The sequence below is a fragment of the Gilliamella sp. wkB171 genome (assembly GCF_001693755.1).
Lineage (GTDB): Bacteria > Pseudomonadota > Gammaproteobacteria > Enterobacterales > Orbaceae > Gilliamella > Gilliamella apicola_F.
Window position 1 is genome coordinate 287485 of sequence record NZ_LYST01000043.1, and the last position, 18736, is coordinate 306220.

At 35.4% G+C, this 18736-nt stretch carries 18 protein-coding genes; 5 read left to right on the forward strand and 13 right to left on the reverse strand.

Features of this window, described 5'->3' with window-relative positions:
• Positions 1 to 25: 25 nt before the first annotated feature.
• Positions 26 to 1459 (reverse strand): serine-type D-Ala-D-Ala carboxypeptidase, encoded by a 1434-nt coding sequence (dacB, locus tag A9G03_RS07370; protein ID WP_065798827.1) that lies wholly within the window; start codon positions 1457 to 1459, stop codon positions 26 to 28.
• Between the two features lie 175 nt (positions 1460 to 1634).
• On the opposite strand from dacB, the gene A9G03_RS07375 reads away from it, so the two are divergent.
• The gene (locus A9G03_RS07375) at positions 1635 to 2669 is read left to right on the forward strand and encodes a TerC/Alx family metal homeostasis membrane protein (protein WP_065798828.1); all 1035 of its coding nucleotides are present in this window, start codon (positions 1635 to 1637) and stop codon (positions 2667 to 2669) included.
• Between the two features lie 37 nt (positions 2670 to 2706).
• On the opposite strand, the gene cycA is transcribed toward A9G03_RS07375, so the two are convergent.
• Entirely contained in the window at positions 2707 to 4080 is a 1374-nt protein-coding gene (gene cycA / locus A9G03_RS07380) for a D-serine/D-alanine/glycine transporter (RefSeq protein WP_065634320.1), read from the reverse strand.
• Positions 4081 to 4279: 199 nt separating this feature from the next.
• Here cycA and mltA point away from each other — a divergent pair, with 199 nt between their 5' ends.
• The 3 genes from mltA (at position 4280) to asmA (ending at position 7946) form a co-directional block, all read left to right on the forward strand.
• A complete protein-coding gene (mltA, locus tag A9G03_RS07385) occupies positions 4280 to 5368 on the forward strand; it encodes a murein transglycosylase A (protein ID WP_065634319.1) in 1089 nt (362 codons plus the stop codon).
• Between the two features lie 70 nt (positions 5369 to 5438).
• Positions 5439 to 6020 carry a dCTP deaminase gene (gene dcd / locus A9G03_RS07390; protein ID WP_065634318.1) on the forward strand — a complete coding sequence of 194 codons (582 nt, stop codon included), beginning with the start codon at positions 5439 to 5441 and terminating at the stop codon, positions 6018 to 6020.
• Positions 6021 to 6056: 36 nt separating this feature from the next.
• Complete coding sequence (asmA, locus tag A9G03_RS07395) at positions 6057 to 7946, forward strand: outer membrane assembly protein AsmA (RefSeq protein ID WP_065798829.1); 1890 nt, start codon at positions 6057 to 6059, stop codon at positions 7944 to 7946.
• 73 nt (positions 7947 to 8019) lie between these two features.
• On the opposite strand, the gene hslU is transcribed toward asmA, so the two are convergent.
• From hslU to sucC, 11 genes are all read right to left on the reverse strand, one after another.
• Positions 8020 to 9348: an HslU--HslV peptidase ATPase subunit gene (hslU, locus tag A9G03_RS07400; RefSeq protein WP_065634316.1), complete on the reverse strand. Its 1329-nt coding sequence runs from the start codon at positions 9346 to 9348 to the stop codon at positions 8020 to 8022.
• A gap of 26 nt (positions 9349 to 9374) precedes the next feature.
• Positions 9375 to 9902: an ATP-dependent protease subunit HslV gene (gene hslV / locus A9G03_RS07405; RefSeq protein ID WP_065556332.1), complete on the reverse strand. Its 528-nt coding sequence runs from the start codon at positions 9900 to 9902 to the stop codon at positions 9375 to 9377.
• A gap of 139 nt (positions 9903 to 10041) precedes the next feature.
• Positions 10042 to 11250 carry a cell envelope integrity protein TolA gene (gene tolA / locus A9G03_RS07410; RefSeq protein ID WP_065798830.1) on the reverse strand — a complete coding sequence of 403 codons (1209 nt, stop codon included), beginning with the start codon at positions 11248 to 11250 and terminating at the stop codon, positions 10042 to 10044.
• 23 nt (positions 11251 to 11273) lie between these two features.
• The gene (tolR, locus tag A9G03_RS07415; protein WP_065634314.1) at positions 11274 to 11693 is read right to left on the reverse strand and encodes a colicin uptake protein TolR; all 420 of its coding nucleotides are present in this window, start codon (positions 11691 to 11693) and stop codon (positions 11274 to 11276) included.
• Positions 11694 to 11699: 6 nt separating this feature from the next.
• Positions 11700 to 12380, reverse strand: a complete 681-nt coding sequence (gene tolQ, locus A9G03_RS07420; RefSeq protein WP_065634313.1) for a protein TolQ — start codon at positions 12378 to 12380, stop codon at positions 11700 to 11702.
• On the reverse strand, positions 12381 to 12776 hold the full coding sequence (gene ybgC / locus A9G03_RS07425; RefSeq protein ID WP_065634312.1) for a tol-pal system-associated acyl-CoA thioesterase: 396 nt from the start codon (positions 12774 to 12776) through the stop codon (positions 12381 to 12383).
• 184 nt (positions 12777 to 12960) lie between these two features.
• Positions 12961 to 13071, reverse strand: coding sequence for a cytochrome bd oxidase small subunit, CydX/CbdX family (locus tag A9G03_RS12440; protein ID WP_141671549.1), 111 nt, complete (start codon positions 13069 to 13071; stop codon positions 12961 to 12963).
• A 9-nt stretch (positions 13072 to 13080) separates the two neighbouring features.
• Positions 13081 to 14217, reverse strand: a complete 1137-nt coding sequence (gene cydB / locus A9G03_RS07430) for a cytochrome d ubiquinol oxidase subunit II (RefSeq protein ID WP_065634311.1) — start codon at positions 14215 to 14217, stop codon at positions 13081 to 13083.
• 19 nt (positions 14218 to 14236) lie between these two features.
• Positions 14237 to 15808, reverse strand: coding sequence for a cytochrome ubiquinol oxidase subunit I (locus A9G03_RS07435; RefSeq protein ID WP_065634310.1), 1572 nt, complete (start codon positions 15806 to 15808; stop codon positions 14237 to 14239).
• A gap of 99 nt (positions 15809 to 15907) precedes the next feature.
• Positions 15908 to 16780 carry a succinate--CoA ligase subunit alpha gene (sucD, locus tag A9G03_RS07440; protein ID WP_065634309.1) on the reverse strand — a complete coding sequence of 291 codons (873 nt, stop codon included), beginning with the start codon at positions 16778 to 16780 and terminating at the stop codon, positions 15908 to 15910.
• A 25-nt stretch (positions 16781 to 16805) separates the two neighbouring features.
• Positions 16806 to 17975 (reverse strand): ADP-forming succinate--CoA ligase subunit beta, encoded by a 1170-nt coding sequence (gene sucC, locus A9G03_RS07445; RefSeq protein WP_065798831.1) that lies wholly within the window; start codon positions 17973 to 17975, stop codon positions 16806 to 16808.
• 179 nt (positions 17976 to 18154) lie between these two features.
• Here sucC and fldA point away from each other — a divergent pair, with 179 nt between their 5' ends.
• On the forward strand, positions 18155 to 18667 hold the full coding sequence (gene fldA / locus A9G03_RS07450) for a flavodoxin FldA (protein WP_065634307.1): 513 nt from the start codon (positions 18155 to 18157) through the stop codon (positions 18665 to 18667).
• The last annotated feature ends 69 nt before the right edge of the window (positions 18668 to 18736 follow it).

Genomic DNA, 18736 nt, shown 5'->3' on the forward strand with positions numbered 1-18736 from the left:
AAGTATAATCTTCCTGTAATACACATTAGTTAACAAAATTCTTATAAAATTCAGATTCAAATTTCATAATTGCACTTTTAGGCTCATTTTGGCTTTCAGCTTGATATCCTGACAGTAACTGAACAAAGGCAATATAACGACCATCTGATTTTTGAATAAATCCAGCTAAATTATAACTACCTTGTATATAACCAGTTTTCGCAATGATAGCTTCTTTAAACGGTGGTTGGCTAAAGCTTTTACGATACTGCAAAGTGCCATCTATTCCTGCAATGGGCAGTTTTTCAATTATTCCTAACCGTGCATTATTAGCTGCAATATATTGTAATACTTCCATTAATTTATCGGCACTAACTAAATTTAATCTAGACAATCCTGAACCATCCGCAATGACAAGATTCTCTAAATTAATTCCTGCCTTTTTGCGTAAAATTTGCTTTACCGCATCACTTCCATTACGCCAGGTGCCAGAGATATTAAAATAGTGAGCACCCAGAGTTCTAAATATAGCATCAGCATACAAGTTATTAGACTTTTTCAACATCACTGTTAATAAATCAGACAAAGGAGCTGACTGACTTGAGGTTAACAAGGTAAGTTGTGAGTTAATTTTTTTGTTTTTTTCTATTATGCCACCGGTATAACTTATTTTTTGTGTTTTCAGTTCATTCTTTAAAATCGTTGAAAAATATTCAATACTATCAAGAACGGCAAACTTTAATGGTGTTTTATCGGCACTAGCTGAGATACACCCAGACAAATAATATCGATTTTTATCTGAATAGCTCACATCAAGTTCGCAATATTTATCATTTAAATCTTTACTATTTGCAGCAACAGTCCGCACATCACTGGTAATTATCACTGGAGTACTAGCGGCAACAGAAGCAGATGCAATTGCCCCAACTTTACTCGGTGTAATTGTTGCGTAAAAACAGTTATCATCAATTGTTGCGGCTGATGAAGGTGCGCTATAGCAAGCCGTTAAGTTATTCCATGACCAGCCTGGTGCTTTATCATGACTGGTAAAAATCGAGGTATCTAAAATTATATTACCTGCAATCTTTTCAATCCCTTTTTGGCGTAAAGCAATAAGCATACTGCGTAATTTTTCACGCGAAAACGTTGGATCACCACTTAATTGGATAATTAAATCACCATTTAATTGCTTATTGCTTATTGTTCCATTAGTTTGCATTCGCGTAATAAACCGAAAATCGCTACCTAACTCAAGTTCGGCTGCTAAAGCAGTAATCACTTTTTGCGTACTAGCCGGTTGCTTGAATTGATCACTTTTATATTTAGCTAAAAGTTTAGGATTATTCTCAACCGTCTGTACTAAAATTGATATATCACTGCCCTTGGGTAAAGTAGAAATATAAGGTTCAACAGATTGTGCTTGGAGTAGACTGGAAAAAAAAGCGATAATAAATAAGATAAATAGCCGAAAATTTAGCATGGAAGTTTGCTCGAAAGTTTAATAAACAAAGACAGTTTAAAGAATTTGATAAATATATCTTTTTTTGGTTTTGCTATCAATATATACTCAATCATTTTTATGATGATGTTTGATGCAACTCAAAACAATACTTACATTATGTCATAAATCAATCTGAATATTAGGTAATGTCACTATGATTCACAACTCATTAGGTTTCCCTATAGAAACCATTTTAGTTTTTATTATACTAGCAATTGTAGCAATAAGTATTGATTTATATGCTCATCATAATGATAAGCCTATTAGTCTAACCAATGCTATAATCTGGTCTATTTTTTGGATTGTTATTGCATTATGTTTTGCGCTATTTTTATATATTCATCACGGCGCTGAAATAGCAAGCTTATTTTTAACAGGTTATGTGCTTGAAAAGGCGCTTTCAATCGATAATTTATTTGTCATTATGGCACTGTTTTCGTGGTTCAGCATTCCTGAAAATTATCGTCATCGATTACTTTACTTAGGCGTGATAGGCGCAATTATTTTCCGAGCTATTTTTGTCATCATTGGTACAGAATTATTAGCCCTAGGGCCTTGGATGGAATTGGTTTTCTCCGTCGCTGTTGCCTACAGTGGCATAATGATGTTAAAAAATCAAAATCATGACCAAACTATCAAAGATTACTCACACCATATCGCTTACCGAATTGCTAATCGTCTGTTTCCAACCTATCCCAAACTGGTTGGCCATCACTTTTTTTTGTCACGAAAACAAGTGCAAAATGAATTGACTAAACCAGAAAATAAAAATTTAAGCAATATCAATACGAATAAAGCGTTATATGCAACACCGCTTTTTTTATGTATTGTCGTTATTGAGCTAAGTGATGTCATGTTTGCTTTTGACTCCGTGCCAGCAGTTATCGCGGTGAGCCAAGAACCTTTAATTGTCTATAGTGCAATGATATTTGCTATTTTAGGTTTAAGAACAATGTACTTTGTATTAGAAGCGATGCAACAATATCTAGTACATTTAGGTAAAGCTGTTATTTGCTTATTATTTTTTATCGCTATCAAATTGGCTCTGAATGCTAGCAACCATTTGTTCGGATACGGAATCGACATAACCCCAACAATGAGTTTATATATTGTGTTAGGTCTATTAGCTTTAGGTATTATTGCAAGTTTTATCTGGCCTAAAAAGAATAAACCCGCAAACAATTCATAATATTAGGCAGGTGAAAAACCTGCCTAAATGTTAGATTTTACTGTCTTTTTAAACCACGAACACAATAACTTACCGCTAAAATAACAAACCAAATTGGTGTTGCTATAAGCGCTTGGCGGGTATCTGTTTCAAACGTCAATAATACAATTACGAAAGCAAAAAATGCCAAGCATACATAACACATTAAAACGCCACCAGGCATTTTAAATTTAGATTGCTGATGTAAATCCGCTTTTTTTCGATAATAGGCAATATAAGAAATCAGAATCATCGACCAAATAAACATAAATAAAATAGCGGAAATGGTAGTAACAATGGTAAAAGCTGCCATTACGTCAGGCACTAAATAAATTAAAACTACACCACCAAATAAACAGGTACATGAAAACAGTAAACCATTGGCAGGGACAGATCTACGCGATAATTTTCCAAAAGGTTCTGGAGCATCTTGTTTTTTGGCTAACCCAAATAACATTCGGCTGGTAGAGTAAATTCCACTATTGGCAGAAGATGCAGCTGAAGTTAAAACTACAAAATTAATAACACTGGCGGCGGCGGGTAAACCAATTAAGGTAAATAACTCAACAAACGGGCTTTTATTTGGCGAAATTAAAATCCAAGGTGTGACACTCATAATAATAATTAACGCAAAAACGTAAAAGAAAATAATACGAGCGGGTACCGAATTGATTGCTCGAGGTAGATTTTTATTTGGATCAACAGTTTCAGCGGCTGTAGTACCCACCAATTCAATACCAACAAAAGCAAAGATTGCAATTTGAAAACCAGCAAAAAAGCCCATTGAACCATGAGGGAAAAACCCACCATAATTCCATAAATTGGCAAAAGAAGCTGTAGTATTGGTCTGTTCTGAGTGAAAGGCTGTCAAAATCAAAACAAGCCCAACAACAATCAATGCTAAAATTGCAACAATTTTAATCATTGAAAACCAGAATTCGGTTTCACCAAACATTTTCACTGTTAATAAATTCAACGTTAATAACACAATTACCGTCAATAGCATTGGGATCCATGCGTGTAATTGAGGAAACCAATGCTGCGCATAACCAGCAATAGCAACAACATCAGCTATTCCAGTGATTACCCAGCAAAACCAATAAGTCCATCCTGTAAAAAACCCCGCCCAAGGGCCTAACAGATCATTGGCAAAATCACTAAAGGATTTATATTTTAAGTTAGACAAAAGGATTTCACCCATGGCTCGCATAACAAAAAATAAAATAAAGCCAATTATCATATACACAAAAATAATCGATGGTCCTGCAAGACTGATCGTTTTACCTGACCCCATAAATAAGCCGGTACCAATAGCACCACTGATTGCGATTAGTTGAATATGTCGATTGGAAAGATTTCGTTTAAGATCACTGTTTGAAGATGTATCGCTCATCGCATTGATTACCTTTAAGTTTCAAAATTTCACACTACTATCCGTAGTGTAGGACTATAAAGTTTATACCGTCAAACCGCAAGCTTAATTGTTATGAAAACTTTTTATGGTAACATCACATTTAGTGGTAGTTTCTTATAATAGAATTGTGTAGCATAACCACCTATAATTTTATAACGTATTATAATGATTAATTAAGATGAAAGAAAATAACCGCTATTATCGAACATATATTGTATGCATTTTATTTGTACTTACCGTTTTAACTGGATGTCAAAGTAATGCAAAACGTCAATTTAAACAAGGACAACTGTACAAAGATGGTAAACTGAGTTCACCACTGAATGTTAGTCATCCAGATCTCGGGATCCCAGTCAATATTACCGATTATGTGCTTCAGGTTAACAAAATTAAATCTACATCCCCATCTTTATATCGAAAAAATGAACATATTTATAAAGCAATAGATAACTGGATTAACCGTTCGTTAGGGGCGGATGAATTTAACAAAGTTGGGCTAAATAGTTATGAAATGGCAGGTCAAGATGGTTATGGTAATGTCCATTTAACGGGGTACTATACCCCTGTCATCAAAGCAAGACACCAACCAAATGCAGAGTTCAAATACCCTATTTATAAAATGCCTGCAAAAAGTACTGGAAGATTACCAAATCGCGAACAAATTTATAATGGCGCTCTGTCCGGAAAGGGCCTTGAAATTGCTTACAGTAATTCCTTAATGGATAATTTTATTATGGAAGTACAAGGAAGTGCTTACATTGATTTTGAAGATGGTACCCCTTTAGTTTTCTTCTGTTATGGTGGTAAAAATGGTCATGGTTATTCAAGCATAGGACGCTTATTAGTCGAACAAGGCGAAATCGATAAAGACAAAATGTCGATTCAAGCCATTAAAGATTGGGCTAAAAACAAAAGTGAAAAACAAGTCAAAGCGTTATTAATTCAAAATCGTTCATTTGTTTTTTTCAAACCTCAACCTAATGCTGAGGTAAAAGGTGCAGCAGCGGTACCACTGGTTGCCAATGCATCGGTAGCATCAGATAAATCACTTATTCCTATTGGCTCAGTTGTGTTAGTGGATGTTCCCTTACTTGATAACGATGGTCAATATCGAGGTCGCCGTGAAACGCGGTTGATGGTCGCGTTGGATGTTGGTGGCGCAATTAAAGGACAACATTTTGATCTTTATTTAGGAATTGGTGATAAACCAGGAAAATTAGCCGGATACTATAATCATTATGGCCGCGCATGGGTCATCAAACCCTAAATTATCAACATCGACGGCATCGTTAGAACCTGTTAGAATAAGCAAATAACAGTATATTTAAGGATAACTCATGAGATTATGCGATCGAGATATCGAAGCGTATTTACAAAGTGGTAAACTAAAAATTACACCGCAACCAACAACTCATTGCATCAATGGTGCAACCGTCGATGTTAGATTGGGTAATAAATTTCGTACCTTTCGGGAACATACTACACCTTATATAGACTTAAGTGGTCCTAAAGAACAAGTATCAGCGGTTCTTGAACGCGTAATGAGTGAAGAAATGGTCCTTGCAGAAGGCGATGCTTTTTATCTTCATCCCGGTGAGTTAGCTTTAGCCGTCACGTTAGAGTCCGTCACTATTCCTGACGACTTAGTTGGCTGGCTAGATGGCCGTTCATCACTGGCAAGATTAGGATTGATGGTACATGTGACCGCTCACCGTATCGATCCTGGTTGGCAAGGACAAATTGTATTAGAGTTTTACAATTCTGGAAAAATTCCATTAGCGCTTAGACCAGGAATGACAATTGGTGCATTAAGTTTTGAAACATTAACTGGAAAAGCAGCAAGACCTTACAACAGCAGAAAAGATGCAAAATATAAAGATCAACAAGGTGCAGTTGCCAGTCGTATTGATAAAGACTAGCACGCTTAGTAGCTTATATTCTAAAGGAACATTAATATGATCAAAAAAATATTGGTTACGCTTTTAATTTTAATCCTCATTATTTCAATCGGCATTGTCTCATTAATCGTTTTTGTTGACCCAAATAATTTTCGAGGATTTATAACCGATACCGTCAAAGATAAAACAGGCTATGAATTAACTATCGAGGGAAATTTACGTTGGCACATTTGGCCACAAGTCAGTATCTTGACTGATTCGGTTAAGCTTTCTGATCAGGATGCCAAAAAACCTATCCTAACAGCAGATAATATGCGTTTAGATGTGGAATTATTCCCACTGTTTTCTAAAAAATTGACTGTCAAAAATGTATTTATAAAATCGGCTATTATTAATATTACCGATGAAAGTAAAGGATTAGTTTTTGAGAACAAAGAAGCTAACAAGCCAAACACTTCTAACGGTGAAATATCACAAACTAAACAACCAGCAAAACCATCGAGCTGGGCGTTTACATTTAATAAGCTTGAAGTAACTGATAGTACTGTTGTTATTCAACATAAAGATGATTTGATTAACTTTCGCAATATTAACTTAGCGATCGAGCAAAAATCAGATAGAAAAATGACAATTGATGTAAAGGGCAATGTTGATCGTAATCAACAAGATCTTTATTATGCTGCTAATGCTGATGTGGATTTAACGCAATATCCTAATAGCGCACTGATTGACTTGAAGAAGTTTGAATATACTTATAAAGGCATTACCTCATCGTTCAAAGCTCTAAAAGGCAATATAAATGGACTATTTAATTATCAACAAACAAATCCAATGCAAATAAGTAGTAAAAATTTATCTTTTTCAATCAATGAAAACAATTTTAATGGTGCATTTACTGCTATTTTAGACAACAAACCTGATATTGATCTACAGCTTAACTCAGATAAACTAAACCTATCGACTTTTTTAACCAATGATAAAAAAGTAAACGACAATATCACTATACAACAAACCCCACCTGTTGTATCAAACGTTGAAAAAATTGAGAATGAGCTCAATTTTCTTAATAGCTTTAATGCTAAACTTAAACTCAATTTAAAACAATTAGATGCTAATAAAATCATATTGAATAATATCAATGTAAATATGGTCAATAATGATGGTGTTGCCACCTTTAATGATATCAATTTTGACTTTGCTAAAGGCCATGTAATGGCAACAGGTATCGCAAATGGTAAGCAAAAAAATACACTAATTAAATTAAGTCCTAAAATTAGTAATGTTGATCTGAATACTTTCTTTACCCAAATAGAAACACCTAATGATTTGCAAGGATCATTTAATGCAAATGGTGATTTAGAAGCGAACACATTAATCGGTAATCGACTATTAGAAAGTATCAAGGGTAACGTAGCAATCAATGTGACCAATGCCAGGTTAAATAATATTAATATCAATAATATTATTCAAAATGCAGCGGCAAAATATACCAAAGATATCTCTAATCCAGAAAATCAAAAAAACTATACTGAATTTTCTAATATCACAGCTAATGGATATTTAAGTAATGGTAATTTAGAACTAACAACGTTAGGCGCTAATTCTCAAACACTTGATGTCACCTCTGGATCAGGCAGAGTTGGTATGACTAAAAAAGATTTAGATGTTAACATGAATATTAAACTCTTAGGTGGCTGGAATGGTAAAAATGAAACCATTGCAAAACTACAAAAGCTAACTATACCGTTACATATTTATGGGCAATTTGCTAATCTGCATTACCAAATTGATTTAGAACAAGTCATTAAGGATTTATTCAGTGATAAGTTGCAAGACAAGTTAGATAAGCTACGCAATAAACTTGAAGGACGTAATTCAAAAGATGACTCTAAATCAAATTCTAAACAAAAAGCAGTAGATCTTTTAGAAGGTTTACTAACTAAATAAAAAATAAGACAAATGAATAACAAAAAAGGTGAGTATTATACTCACCTTTTTTGTTTAGCAATTAAAAATAAAGCTACAAAATAAACTTGCTAAGATCTTCATCTGCAACGAGTTTATCTAAATGCTCACCGACATACTTAGCATCAATTGTAACTGTTTGCCCATTAAGTTCACTCGCTTCAAACGAAACTTCTTCCATTAAACGTTCGAGCACGGTATGTAATCGACGAGCACCAATATTTTCATTTTGCTCATTTACTTGCCAAGCAGACTCAGCTATTTTACGTATACCATCTGTCGTAAAATCAATATTTACACCTTCTGTTGCCATAAGTGCTTTATATTGTACAGTGAGTGATGCATTTGGCTCAGTTAAAATACGCTCAAAATCTTCACTGGTTAATGCTTGTAATTCAACTCGAATTGGTAAACGCCCTTGAAGTTCCGGTATTAAGTCTGATGGGCTTGCTGTTTGGAATGCACCAGAAGCAATAAATAAAATATGATCAGTTTTTACTGAACCATGCTTAGTTGATACCGTGCATCCTTCAACTAAAGGTAATAAATCACGCTGCACCCCTTCACGAGACACATCTGGACCAGAAGAGTTACCACGCTTACAAACTTTATCAATTTCATCAATAAACACAATACCATTTTGTTCAACAGCTTCTATGGCTTGATGTTTGAGTTCTTCAGGATTAACTAATTTAGCTGCTTCTTCTTCAATTAACTGTTTAAATGCATCTTTAATTTTCATTTTACGTGGTTTAGTTTTTTGACCACCTAAATTCTGAAACATCGATTGTAATTGATTTGTCATTTCTTCCATGCCAGGAGGCGCCATGATTTCGACACCAATATTTACGCCTGCCACTTCAATTTCAATCTCTTTATCATCAAGTGCACCTTCACGCAGTTTTTTTCGAAAAGCTTGTCTAGCTGTTGAATCGTTATTATTTTCAACCTGTCCCCATCCATCTTTCGCTGGTGGAACCAGTACATCTAAAATACGTTCTTCAGCTAACTCTTGTGCACGATTGCGATTTTTTTCTATCGCTTCTTGGCGAATCATTTTGACAGCAGAATCGGTTAAATCACGAATAATGGAATCAACCTCTTTACCAACATAACCGACCTCTGTAAATTTTGTCGCTTCGACTTTAATAAATGGAGCATGGGCTAATTTCGCTAGCCTTCTAGCAATTTCGGTTTTACCTACCCCTGTTGGTCCAATCATTAATATATTTTTGGGTGTTACTTCATGGCGTAACGCTTCATCAAGCTGCATACGACGCCAACGATTACGCAATGCAATAGCAACAGAACGTTTTGCTTTATCTTGACCAATGATATGTTGGTTTAATTCGCTTACTATTTCGCGAGGAGTCATTTCAGACATAATAAATTTCTCTTAAATCGGATTAATTAATAATTAAGTTCTTCAATTGTTTGGAAGTTATTGGTATATACACAAATATCTCCCGCTATTGATAATGACTTTTGCACAATATCATGTGCAGATAATGAAGTATTATCCAGTAGCGCACGTGCTGCCGCTTGAGCATAAGGTCCTCCCGAACCAATAGCAATCAAATCGTCTTCTGGTTGAATAACATCACCTGTACCAGTAATAATTAATGAGGCACTTTCATCGGCAACAGCAAGCAATGCTTCCAATTTACGTAACATTCTATCGGTTCGCCAATCCTTAGCTAATTCTACTGCTGATTTAGTTAAGTGACCTTGATGCATCTCAAGTTTTCGCTCGAATAACTCAAAAAGCGTAAACGCATCAGCAGTACCACCTGCAAATCCTGCAATTACTTTGTTATTATATAATCGACGAACTTTACGGGCATTGCCTTTCATAATTATACGTTCACCAAGTGTCACTTGCCCATCACCACCAATAACCACTTGCCCTTCACGGCGAACACTGACTATTGTTGTCATATTCTGCTCCTTCTCTTACTTACAATAACTAAATTTGGAATGAATAGAGAATATATTGGGACGTTTAATTCGTTTTCAACATCTTTCAGTGAAAGATGTTGAAAATTTATTTTATGAAGAACAAAATTTGAGCATTAAGTTATTTTGGTTGGAATTCAAGAGTCATATTTTTTACTTCATTATACAGATTATTGGCAGGTCTTGGTATCACCGCAAGTTTGGTAGCGGCAAGCGCTTCGCGGCATAAAGCATCATCCCCACCTTTTGAAATTACATTAAGTAATAATCCATCGGGGGCAATTTGAATCTGCAAAACACAGTGTTGACCACTATAAACATTAGGAGGATTAATAAATTTATTACTTATTGCATTTTGTACTAATGACTTATATTTGTCTAATTCACCATCCGATACGCCTTTACGACTAGCGGTTGATCCCTGAGCATTTGAAGTACTTGGCGCACCTGATGAAGTTAATCCACCTAACAGATCATTTAATGCTTTATCATTTTTAGCTTGTTTAGCTTTTTCTGCCGCAGCTTTTTGGGCGGCGGCTTTTTCTGCTGCGGCCTTTTCAGCGGCAGCTTTCTCGGCTGCGGCTTTTTCAGCAGCGGCTTTCTCTGCCGCAGCTTTTTGAGCGGCAGCTTTCTCGGCTGCGGCCTTTTCAGCGGCGGCTTTTTCTGCTGCAGCCTTTTCAGCAGCGGCTTTCTCTGCCGCAGCTTTTTGAGCAGCAGCTTTCTCTGCTGCGGCCTTTTCAGCGGCAGCTTTCTCGGCTGCGGCCTTTTCAGCGGCGGCTTTCTCTGCTGCAGCCTTTTCAGCGGCGGCTTTCTCTGCTGCAGCCTTTTCAGCGGCGGCTTTTTCTGCTGCAGCCTTTTCAGCGGCAGCTTTTTCTGCTGCAGCCTTTTCAGCAGCGGCTTTTTCTGCTGCAGCCTTTTCAGCGGCAGCTTTCTCTGCTGCAGCTTTTTCAGCAGCGGCTTTTTCTGCCTCTTGCTGTTTTTGTTGTTCAGCAATTTTTAAACGCTCTTTCTCAAGATCCTTTAACCGTTGCTGTTCAGCTAATTGCTTTTCTTGTAACTCTTTAGCTTGATTTTCTAATTGTTGTTGTTTTTGTTTATCCGCCTTTTGTTGACTGGTTTGAGCTTGTAATTGCCTTTGATATTGTTCAGTCATAACCGATGGATCAACCATAATCGCATCAATTGATTGGCCATTAATACTACCATAATTAGCATTATCATCCTGTATAGCTCTATAGCCAAGAATGATAATTAATATTAAATGCAATAAAATAGATATTACAATTGGTACGCTTAATTGAGAATTTGGCTTATAAGACATTGCTGACATTTTTAACGTATTATTATGTTTAATTAAATTGGTTGAGTCATCAATCCAACAGATTTAACGCCTGCAGATTGTAATAAATTCAACGCCTTTATAATTTCTTCGTAAGGAACATTTTTAGCACCACCAACTAAAAAAACAGCTTTTTCGTTAAGTGAAATTTGATGCTTAACCTCGGCAACAATTTGCTCTTGAGGTAAATTTGATTGACGATCTTGATCAATGATCAATGCGTAAACGCCAACATCAGACACTTCAATGATGATTGGTTTATTATCTGAAGGTGAAACTGTTTTTGATTCCGACGCTTCAGGTAAATCAACTTCAACACTTTGACTGATAATGGGTGCAGTTGCCATAAAAATCAATACCAATACCAATAGTACATCCAATAATGGAACTATATTGATTTCGGATTTTGTGGAATAACGTGAACGTCTGCTCATAATTAATTACTTCCTAACAGCAACAGCTTGACGTTGTAAAATAGCTGAAAATTCATCAATAAAGTTTAAATAACTTTGCTCTATTCTACTGACGCTTAATGATAAACGATTGTATGCCAACACCGCAGGAATAGCAGCAAATAGCCCTATAGCGGTTGCAATCAATGCTTCTGCAATACCTGGTGCAACCATTTGAAGTGTTGCTTGTTTAACTGCACCTAATGAAATAAATGCGTGCATTATCCCCCAAACAGTACCAAATAAACCAATATATGGACTGATAGAACCAACCGTTCCTAAAAAAGGAATATGTAATTCTAAATTATCAAGTTCACGATTCATGGCCAATCGCATTGAGCGAGATGCACCATCTAATGCCGCTTCTGGCATATTTGGATTAATTTGATATAGTCGAGAAAACTCTTTAAAACCCGAATAAAAAATATGTTCTGTACCACTAATATCTTCTTTATTGAATTTTGCTTTATCAAATAAAACATTTAATTCATCAGATGCCCAAAAACTATTTTCAAATTGATCAACTTGTTTTTTAGCTTTTCCTAAAATTTTACTACGTTGAAAAATAATAGCCCAAGACATAACAGAAAAGCTCAGTAGCAATATCATCACACATTGTACTAATAAACCTGCTTGTAAAAACAAATCAATAATATTAAGATTTTCCACTTATATAAACTCCGAAACTAATAACTTAGGAAGCCCACATGGCTTCATTTTAGTCATATCTACACATGCAATAATCACATCAGCAGTACTGATAGCTTGCTTGTTTTGATTAAAAATAGTCTGTTTAAAGATAATAGACGCCTTGCGAACTTGCTCAATGCTACTGCTAATTGTTAGCATATCATCTAAACGAGCTGGAAAGAGGTAGCTAATATCCATCTTTTTTACAACAAAAGCAATACCTTCTTGTAATAACTTTTGTTGACTAATATCAAGTTGTCTTAGCATTTCGGTTCTAGCTCGTTCGAAAAAAGCAAGATACCGAGCATGATAGACAACTCCACCTGCATCGGTATCTTCATAATAAACCCTTGCATTCCAATTAAATTGTTTCATATCCAAATATCACGTAAAAAAATTTGTTACTATTATATCTAAATATAAAATTCGCCGCACTATGATATAAAATTACTTAAATGAAAACAATTATCATTTGTGACTAATTCGATTATAGTGACAATTTTTAAATTAAAAAAAGGTGACGATAAGCCACCTTTTTAATTAACTTTATACTACTAACTTACTGATTATTTGACTCTTTATCACTACTAATATGTTCTACCCATAATCCAGTAACGGCAGATAACATACAAGCTGCAATAATGCCTACAAACCATAATACATAATACATATCTGTTCCTTAATAAAGAGAATGTTTATTATTTTCAATATGATTTTTATCAAGTCGTCCAAACATTTTAATATATGACCAGATAGTATATAAAAGCACTATTGGTAAGAAGATTAATACCACTACAAACATAATATTAAGTGTTAATTGACTTGATGTTGCATCCCATATAGTTAGACTTGCATTTGGCATAATGCTTGATGGCATAATAAATGGGAATGTCGCGATAGCATAAGTAAATAATACACATGCAATTGTTAATGACGATAAAATGAAAACTAATGCGTTTTTATTTAAACCAGAACAAAGGATAGTTAACAATGGCAAAACTACACCTAAAACAGGCACTAACCATAAAATTGGATAATTCATATAATTTGTTAACCATGATGTATCGGTAGATACAGTCTTCGCTAATGGATTAGAGGCTGCATTGTGATCAATAACACTTGTCACTTCATATCCATGAATACCAAAAGCCACCCAAACTCCAGCTAAAACAAAAGCAATGACTAAAATCAAACTCGCAATTTGAGTCGCTTTTCTTGCGCGCAAATAAAGCTCACCAGAGGTTTTCATTTGCAACCATGCTCCGCCATGAGCAACTATTAACATTAAACTAACGACGCCAGTTAATAGAGCAAATGGGTTAAGCAAACCGAAAAAGTTACCATCATAAAATACACGATAAGTATTGTCGTATCTAAACGGAACACCTTCTAGTAAGTTTCCAAATGCAACGCCAAATACCAATGCAGGAACAAAACTCCCAACAAAGATACCGCCATCCCATAAGTTACGCCATTTTGAATTTTCTAATTTACTACGATAATCAAAACCAATTGGTCTAAAAAATAGCGCACATAACACTAAAATCATCGCAATATAAAAGCCAGAAAATGAAGCAGCATAAGCCATTGGCCAAGCTGCAAATATACCTGCTCCACCAGTAATTAACCATACTTGGTTACCATCCCAGTGAGGTGCAATGGCATTTATCATAATACGGCGTTCTGTATCAGTTTTTCCGATAAATGGTAGCAAAATACCCACCCCCATATCGAATCCATCTGTGACAACAAAACCGATTAAAACAACACTAATCAGCACCCACCAGATGAAGCGTACAATTTCGTAATCAATCATTGTGTATACTCCCTATGCCCTATTCTGTTACCGGTTGTGTTTTTTCATAATGATAGTTGCCTGTACCTAAAGAACTCGGTCCCAAACGTGCAAATTTAAACATTAAGAACATTTCAGCAACTAAAAATAAGGTATAAAGACCACAAATCAATATCATTGTAAATAATACTTCACCTGGAGTTAATGACGAATTTGCTACACCTGTTGGTAAAATATCTTGAATAGCCCAAGGTTGACGACCGTATTCAGCAACAAACCAACCACACTCACAAGCAAGCCATGGAAATGGTAAAAACAACATTAATAAGCGATGTAACCAGCGTCTTTCTGTAATTTTATTTTTATAAGTGGTCCACAAAGCAAAACCAGTACCAAGAATCATCAATAATCCTAGACCAACCATACCACGGAATGCCCAAAATAGCGGCCAAACGGTAGGAATAGAATCCTCAGCAGCAGCTTTAATATGTTGTTCTGTTGCTTCAGGAATAGTTAAATTATCACGATCAGTAAAGCGTTTAACCAAATAGCCATAACCTAAATCAGCTTTATTATCTTCAAAAGCTTTTAATACGGCAGGATCTTGATCACCTTTTTGAATTTTTTCCAAGTTTGTATAGGCCAAAACACCATTACGAATCTTAGTTTCATTGGTATTTAAGATGTCTTTCAAACCAATAACTTGAGTATCTAATGAACGTGTCGTCATAATGCCCATAACATATGGGATCTCAATAGCGAATAAATTTTCTTTATTTTTTTGAGAAGGAAAAGCTATAACATTAAATGATGCTGGTGCAGGTTGAGTTTCCCACTCACCTTCAATCGCAGCGAGTTTAGTTGGTTGAACAGTAGTCATTTCGTGACCAGCTTCATCACCCATAAACGCAACTAAAATCGACATGATAAAACCAAACATTGCCGCCACAGCAAAAGAACGTTTGGCAAAAGCAACATCACGTTTTCTAAGTAGATAGTATGAACTAATACTTAAAACAAAAATAGCACCAGTTAAATAACCTGCTGCAACAGTATGAACAAATTTATATTGCGCAACAGAATTGGTAATTAACTCAAAAAAGTTCGCCATTTCCATTCTAGCATTGATAGGATTAAATTCAGAACCAACAGGGAATTGCATCCAACCATTAGCCACTAATATCCACAATGCAGAAAGATTTGAACCAAAAGCAACGCACCAAGTAACCAATAAGTGCTTACCTCGACTTAATCTATCCCAACCAAAAAAGAATAGACCAACCATTGTTGATTCTAGGAAAAATGCCATTAAACCTTCAATAGCTAGTGGCGCACCAAAAATATCCCCCACATAGTGTGAGTAATATGACCAGTTCGTGCCGAACTGAAATTCCATTGTCAAACCTGTGGCAACACCAACGGCAAAATTAATACCAAAGAGTTTTCCCCAGAATTTGGTCATATCTTTCCAAACTTGCTTACCACTTACAACGTATACTGTTTCCATAATTGCTAACAAAAACGCTAAACCAAGCGTTAATGGTACAAAGATGAAATGATACATTGCAGTAAGTGCAAATTGGAGGCGTGATAGTTCAACTATATCAAACATATTTGCTCCCTACTCCATAAATGCTCACTAAATTAATATCGTTATTGTTCGATATTGTACATCAATATTTTAAAATATAATTTGACGGATATCAAAAAACTACATATTAAATTGTTTTTTTACAACATCACCGATATCAGCCAAACTACTAACAACAGTTATACCGGCAGCTTGTAGCGTTCTGGTTTTTTCTTCAGCAGTGCCTTTATTACCCGAAATAATTGCACCAGCATGCCCCATACGTTTACCTGATGGTGCAGATACCCCTGCAATATAACCAATAACAGGTTTAGAGACATGTTTTTTAATATACTCAGCGGCTTCCTCTTCGGCGCTACCACCAATCTCACCAATCATAACAATAGCTTCTGTTTTAGGGTCTTGCTCAAGTAATTTTAAAATTGAAATAAAATCACTACCCGGAATAGGGTCACCACCAATCCCGACACAAACTGATTGACCTAACCCGATGTCGGTAGTTTGTTTAACTGCTTCATAAGTTAAAGTACCCGAACGGGAAACAATGCCTATTTTACCGGCTAAATGAATGTGCCCCGGCATAATACCTATTTTACATTCATCAGGAACAATAATTCCCGGGCAGTTAGGTCCAATCATGACAGTATCGGTTTGTTTTAGTTTTTCTTTAACTATTAACATGTCTAAGGTTGGAATACCTTCTGTAATACAGACAATTAATTTAATGCCGGCATCAATTGCTTCTAAAATTGAATCTTTACCAAATGCGGCTGGTACATAAATAACACTTGCAGTAGCTCCCGTGGTTGCAACTGCTTCTTTTACGGTATTAAAAACGGGTAAACCTAAATGCTGAGTTCCGCCTTTCCCTGGTGTTACACCACCAACTAATTTAGTGCCATAGGCTAGTGCTTGCTGTGAATGAAAGGTTCCTTGGCTGCCAGTAAATCCTTGGCAAATAACTTTGGTATCTTTATTAACTAAAATTGACATAATTTCCGTTCTCCACTCTTTCTTATTATGCAACAGCAACTATTTTTTGTGCAGCATCTATTAAACTTTTTGCAGTAATAATATTTAGCTGACTTTCAGCTAATATATCTCGAGCAATCTCTGCATTATTACCTTCAAGGCGGACAACAACGGGAACCGCAAGACCTATTTCTTTTATTGCGCTAATAATTCCATCAGCAATTAAATCACATCGAACAATACCACCAAAGATATTGACTAAAATTGCTTTAACATTTTTATCAGATAAAATTAATTTGAATGCTTCAGATACACGCTCTTTAGTCGTGCCACCACCGACATCTAAAAAGTTAGCCGGTTCACCGCCATATAATTTGATTATATCCATAGTAGCCATGGCAAGACCAGCACCATTAACCATACAGCCAATATTACCTTCTAAAGATACATAGCTAATTCCCTGTTTGGCTGCAATTGATTCGCGTTCATCTTCTTGTGTGGTATCTCTTAGCACATTTAAATTTGGATGTCTAAAAAGCGCATTATCATCAATAACAATTTTTGCATCTAAACAAATCAACTCTTGAGAATCAGTAATCACTAAAGGATTCACTTCAGCTAAAGACACATCGTTTTCTAAAAAAAGTGTAGCTAAATTGACAAATAATTTAGCAAATTGATTAATCAGCTTACCTGATAAACCCAATTTAAATGCAAGTTCACGACCTTGATACGCACAAGGTCCGGTTAAAGGATCAAGTGAAATTTTATGAATTAGATGGGGTGATTTTTCAGCGACACTTTCAATATCAACCCCGCCCTCTGTAGAGGCCATAATAACTACTCGTTTAGAACTTCTATCAATTACTGCACCTAAATACAGTTCTTTATCTATATTCGATGCTTTTTCAATGAGAATTTGATTAACCGGTTGACCTGTAGAGGTAGTTTGATAAGTCACCAAATGCTTACCCAGCCACTTTTCAGCAAACTGTTTTATCTCACTAAAATTTTGTGTACAAATCACGCCACCTGCTTTACCACGACCACCAGCATGAACCTGACACTTAGCCACCCAAGCTTGAATATCTGCTTGAGACGCCAATTTAGCTAAGGTATCTTGTACTTCATCAATTGAGTTACAAACATAACCTTCTGGAACAGGTAAATTAAATTGCTTAAAAAGATATTTTGATTGATACTCGTGCAGGTTCATAAATAAATTCCATAACTTAAGTTATTATTAAATTTTCAACAATTCTAATCCAAGATCAATCAATTGTGTAGAAAAATAATATGGTATGATGATTGTAATTGAGAATTATTGCTGATAACAGGTGACAATGATATACTCAAAAAATATTTTTTATATTGTAAAACAGTGAAGGTACAAATATGGCAAACGTCGGTATTTTTTTTGGTAGTGATACAGGTAATACAGAGAATGTAGCTAAACAAATCCAACTCATTTTAGGAAGTGAACAAGCAGATCTTTTTGATATTGCAAAAACCACCAAAGAACATATAGAAAAATATGATTATCTTTTTTTCGGCATTCCGACTTGGTATTATGGTGAATCACAAGCAGATTGGGATGATTTTTTTCCTAATCTAGAACAAATTGATTTTAATGGTAAAACCGTTGCTATTTTTGGTTGTGGTGATCAAGAAGATTATGCTGAATATTTTTGTGATGCAATGGGAACAATACGCGATATTATTGAACCTAAAGGCGCCAAAATTGTTGGGCATTGGCCAACTGACGGATACAACTTTGAAGCGTCTAAAAGTTTAGTTGACGACAACCATTTTGTTGGATTAGCGATTGATGAAGATCGTCAACCTGAATTGACTGAGCAACGTATTTCAACTTGGGTAAATCAAGTAAAAAGTGAAATGAACATTTAACCTATCAAAGTGATTTATTTTATTTTCCGTACTTAATCTTATAATACAACTGATTAACTAACTAAACTG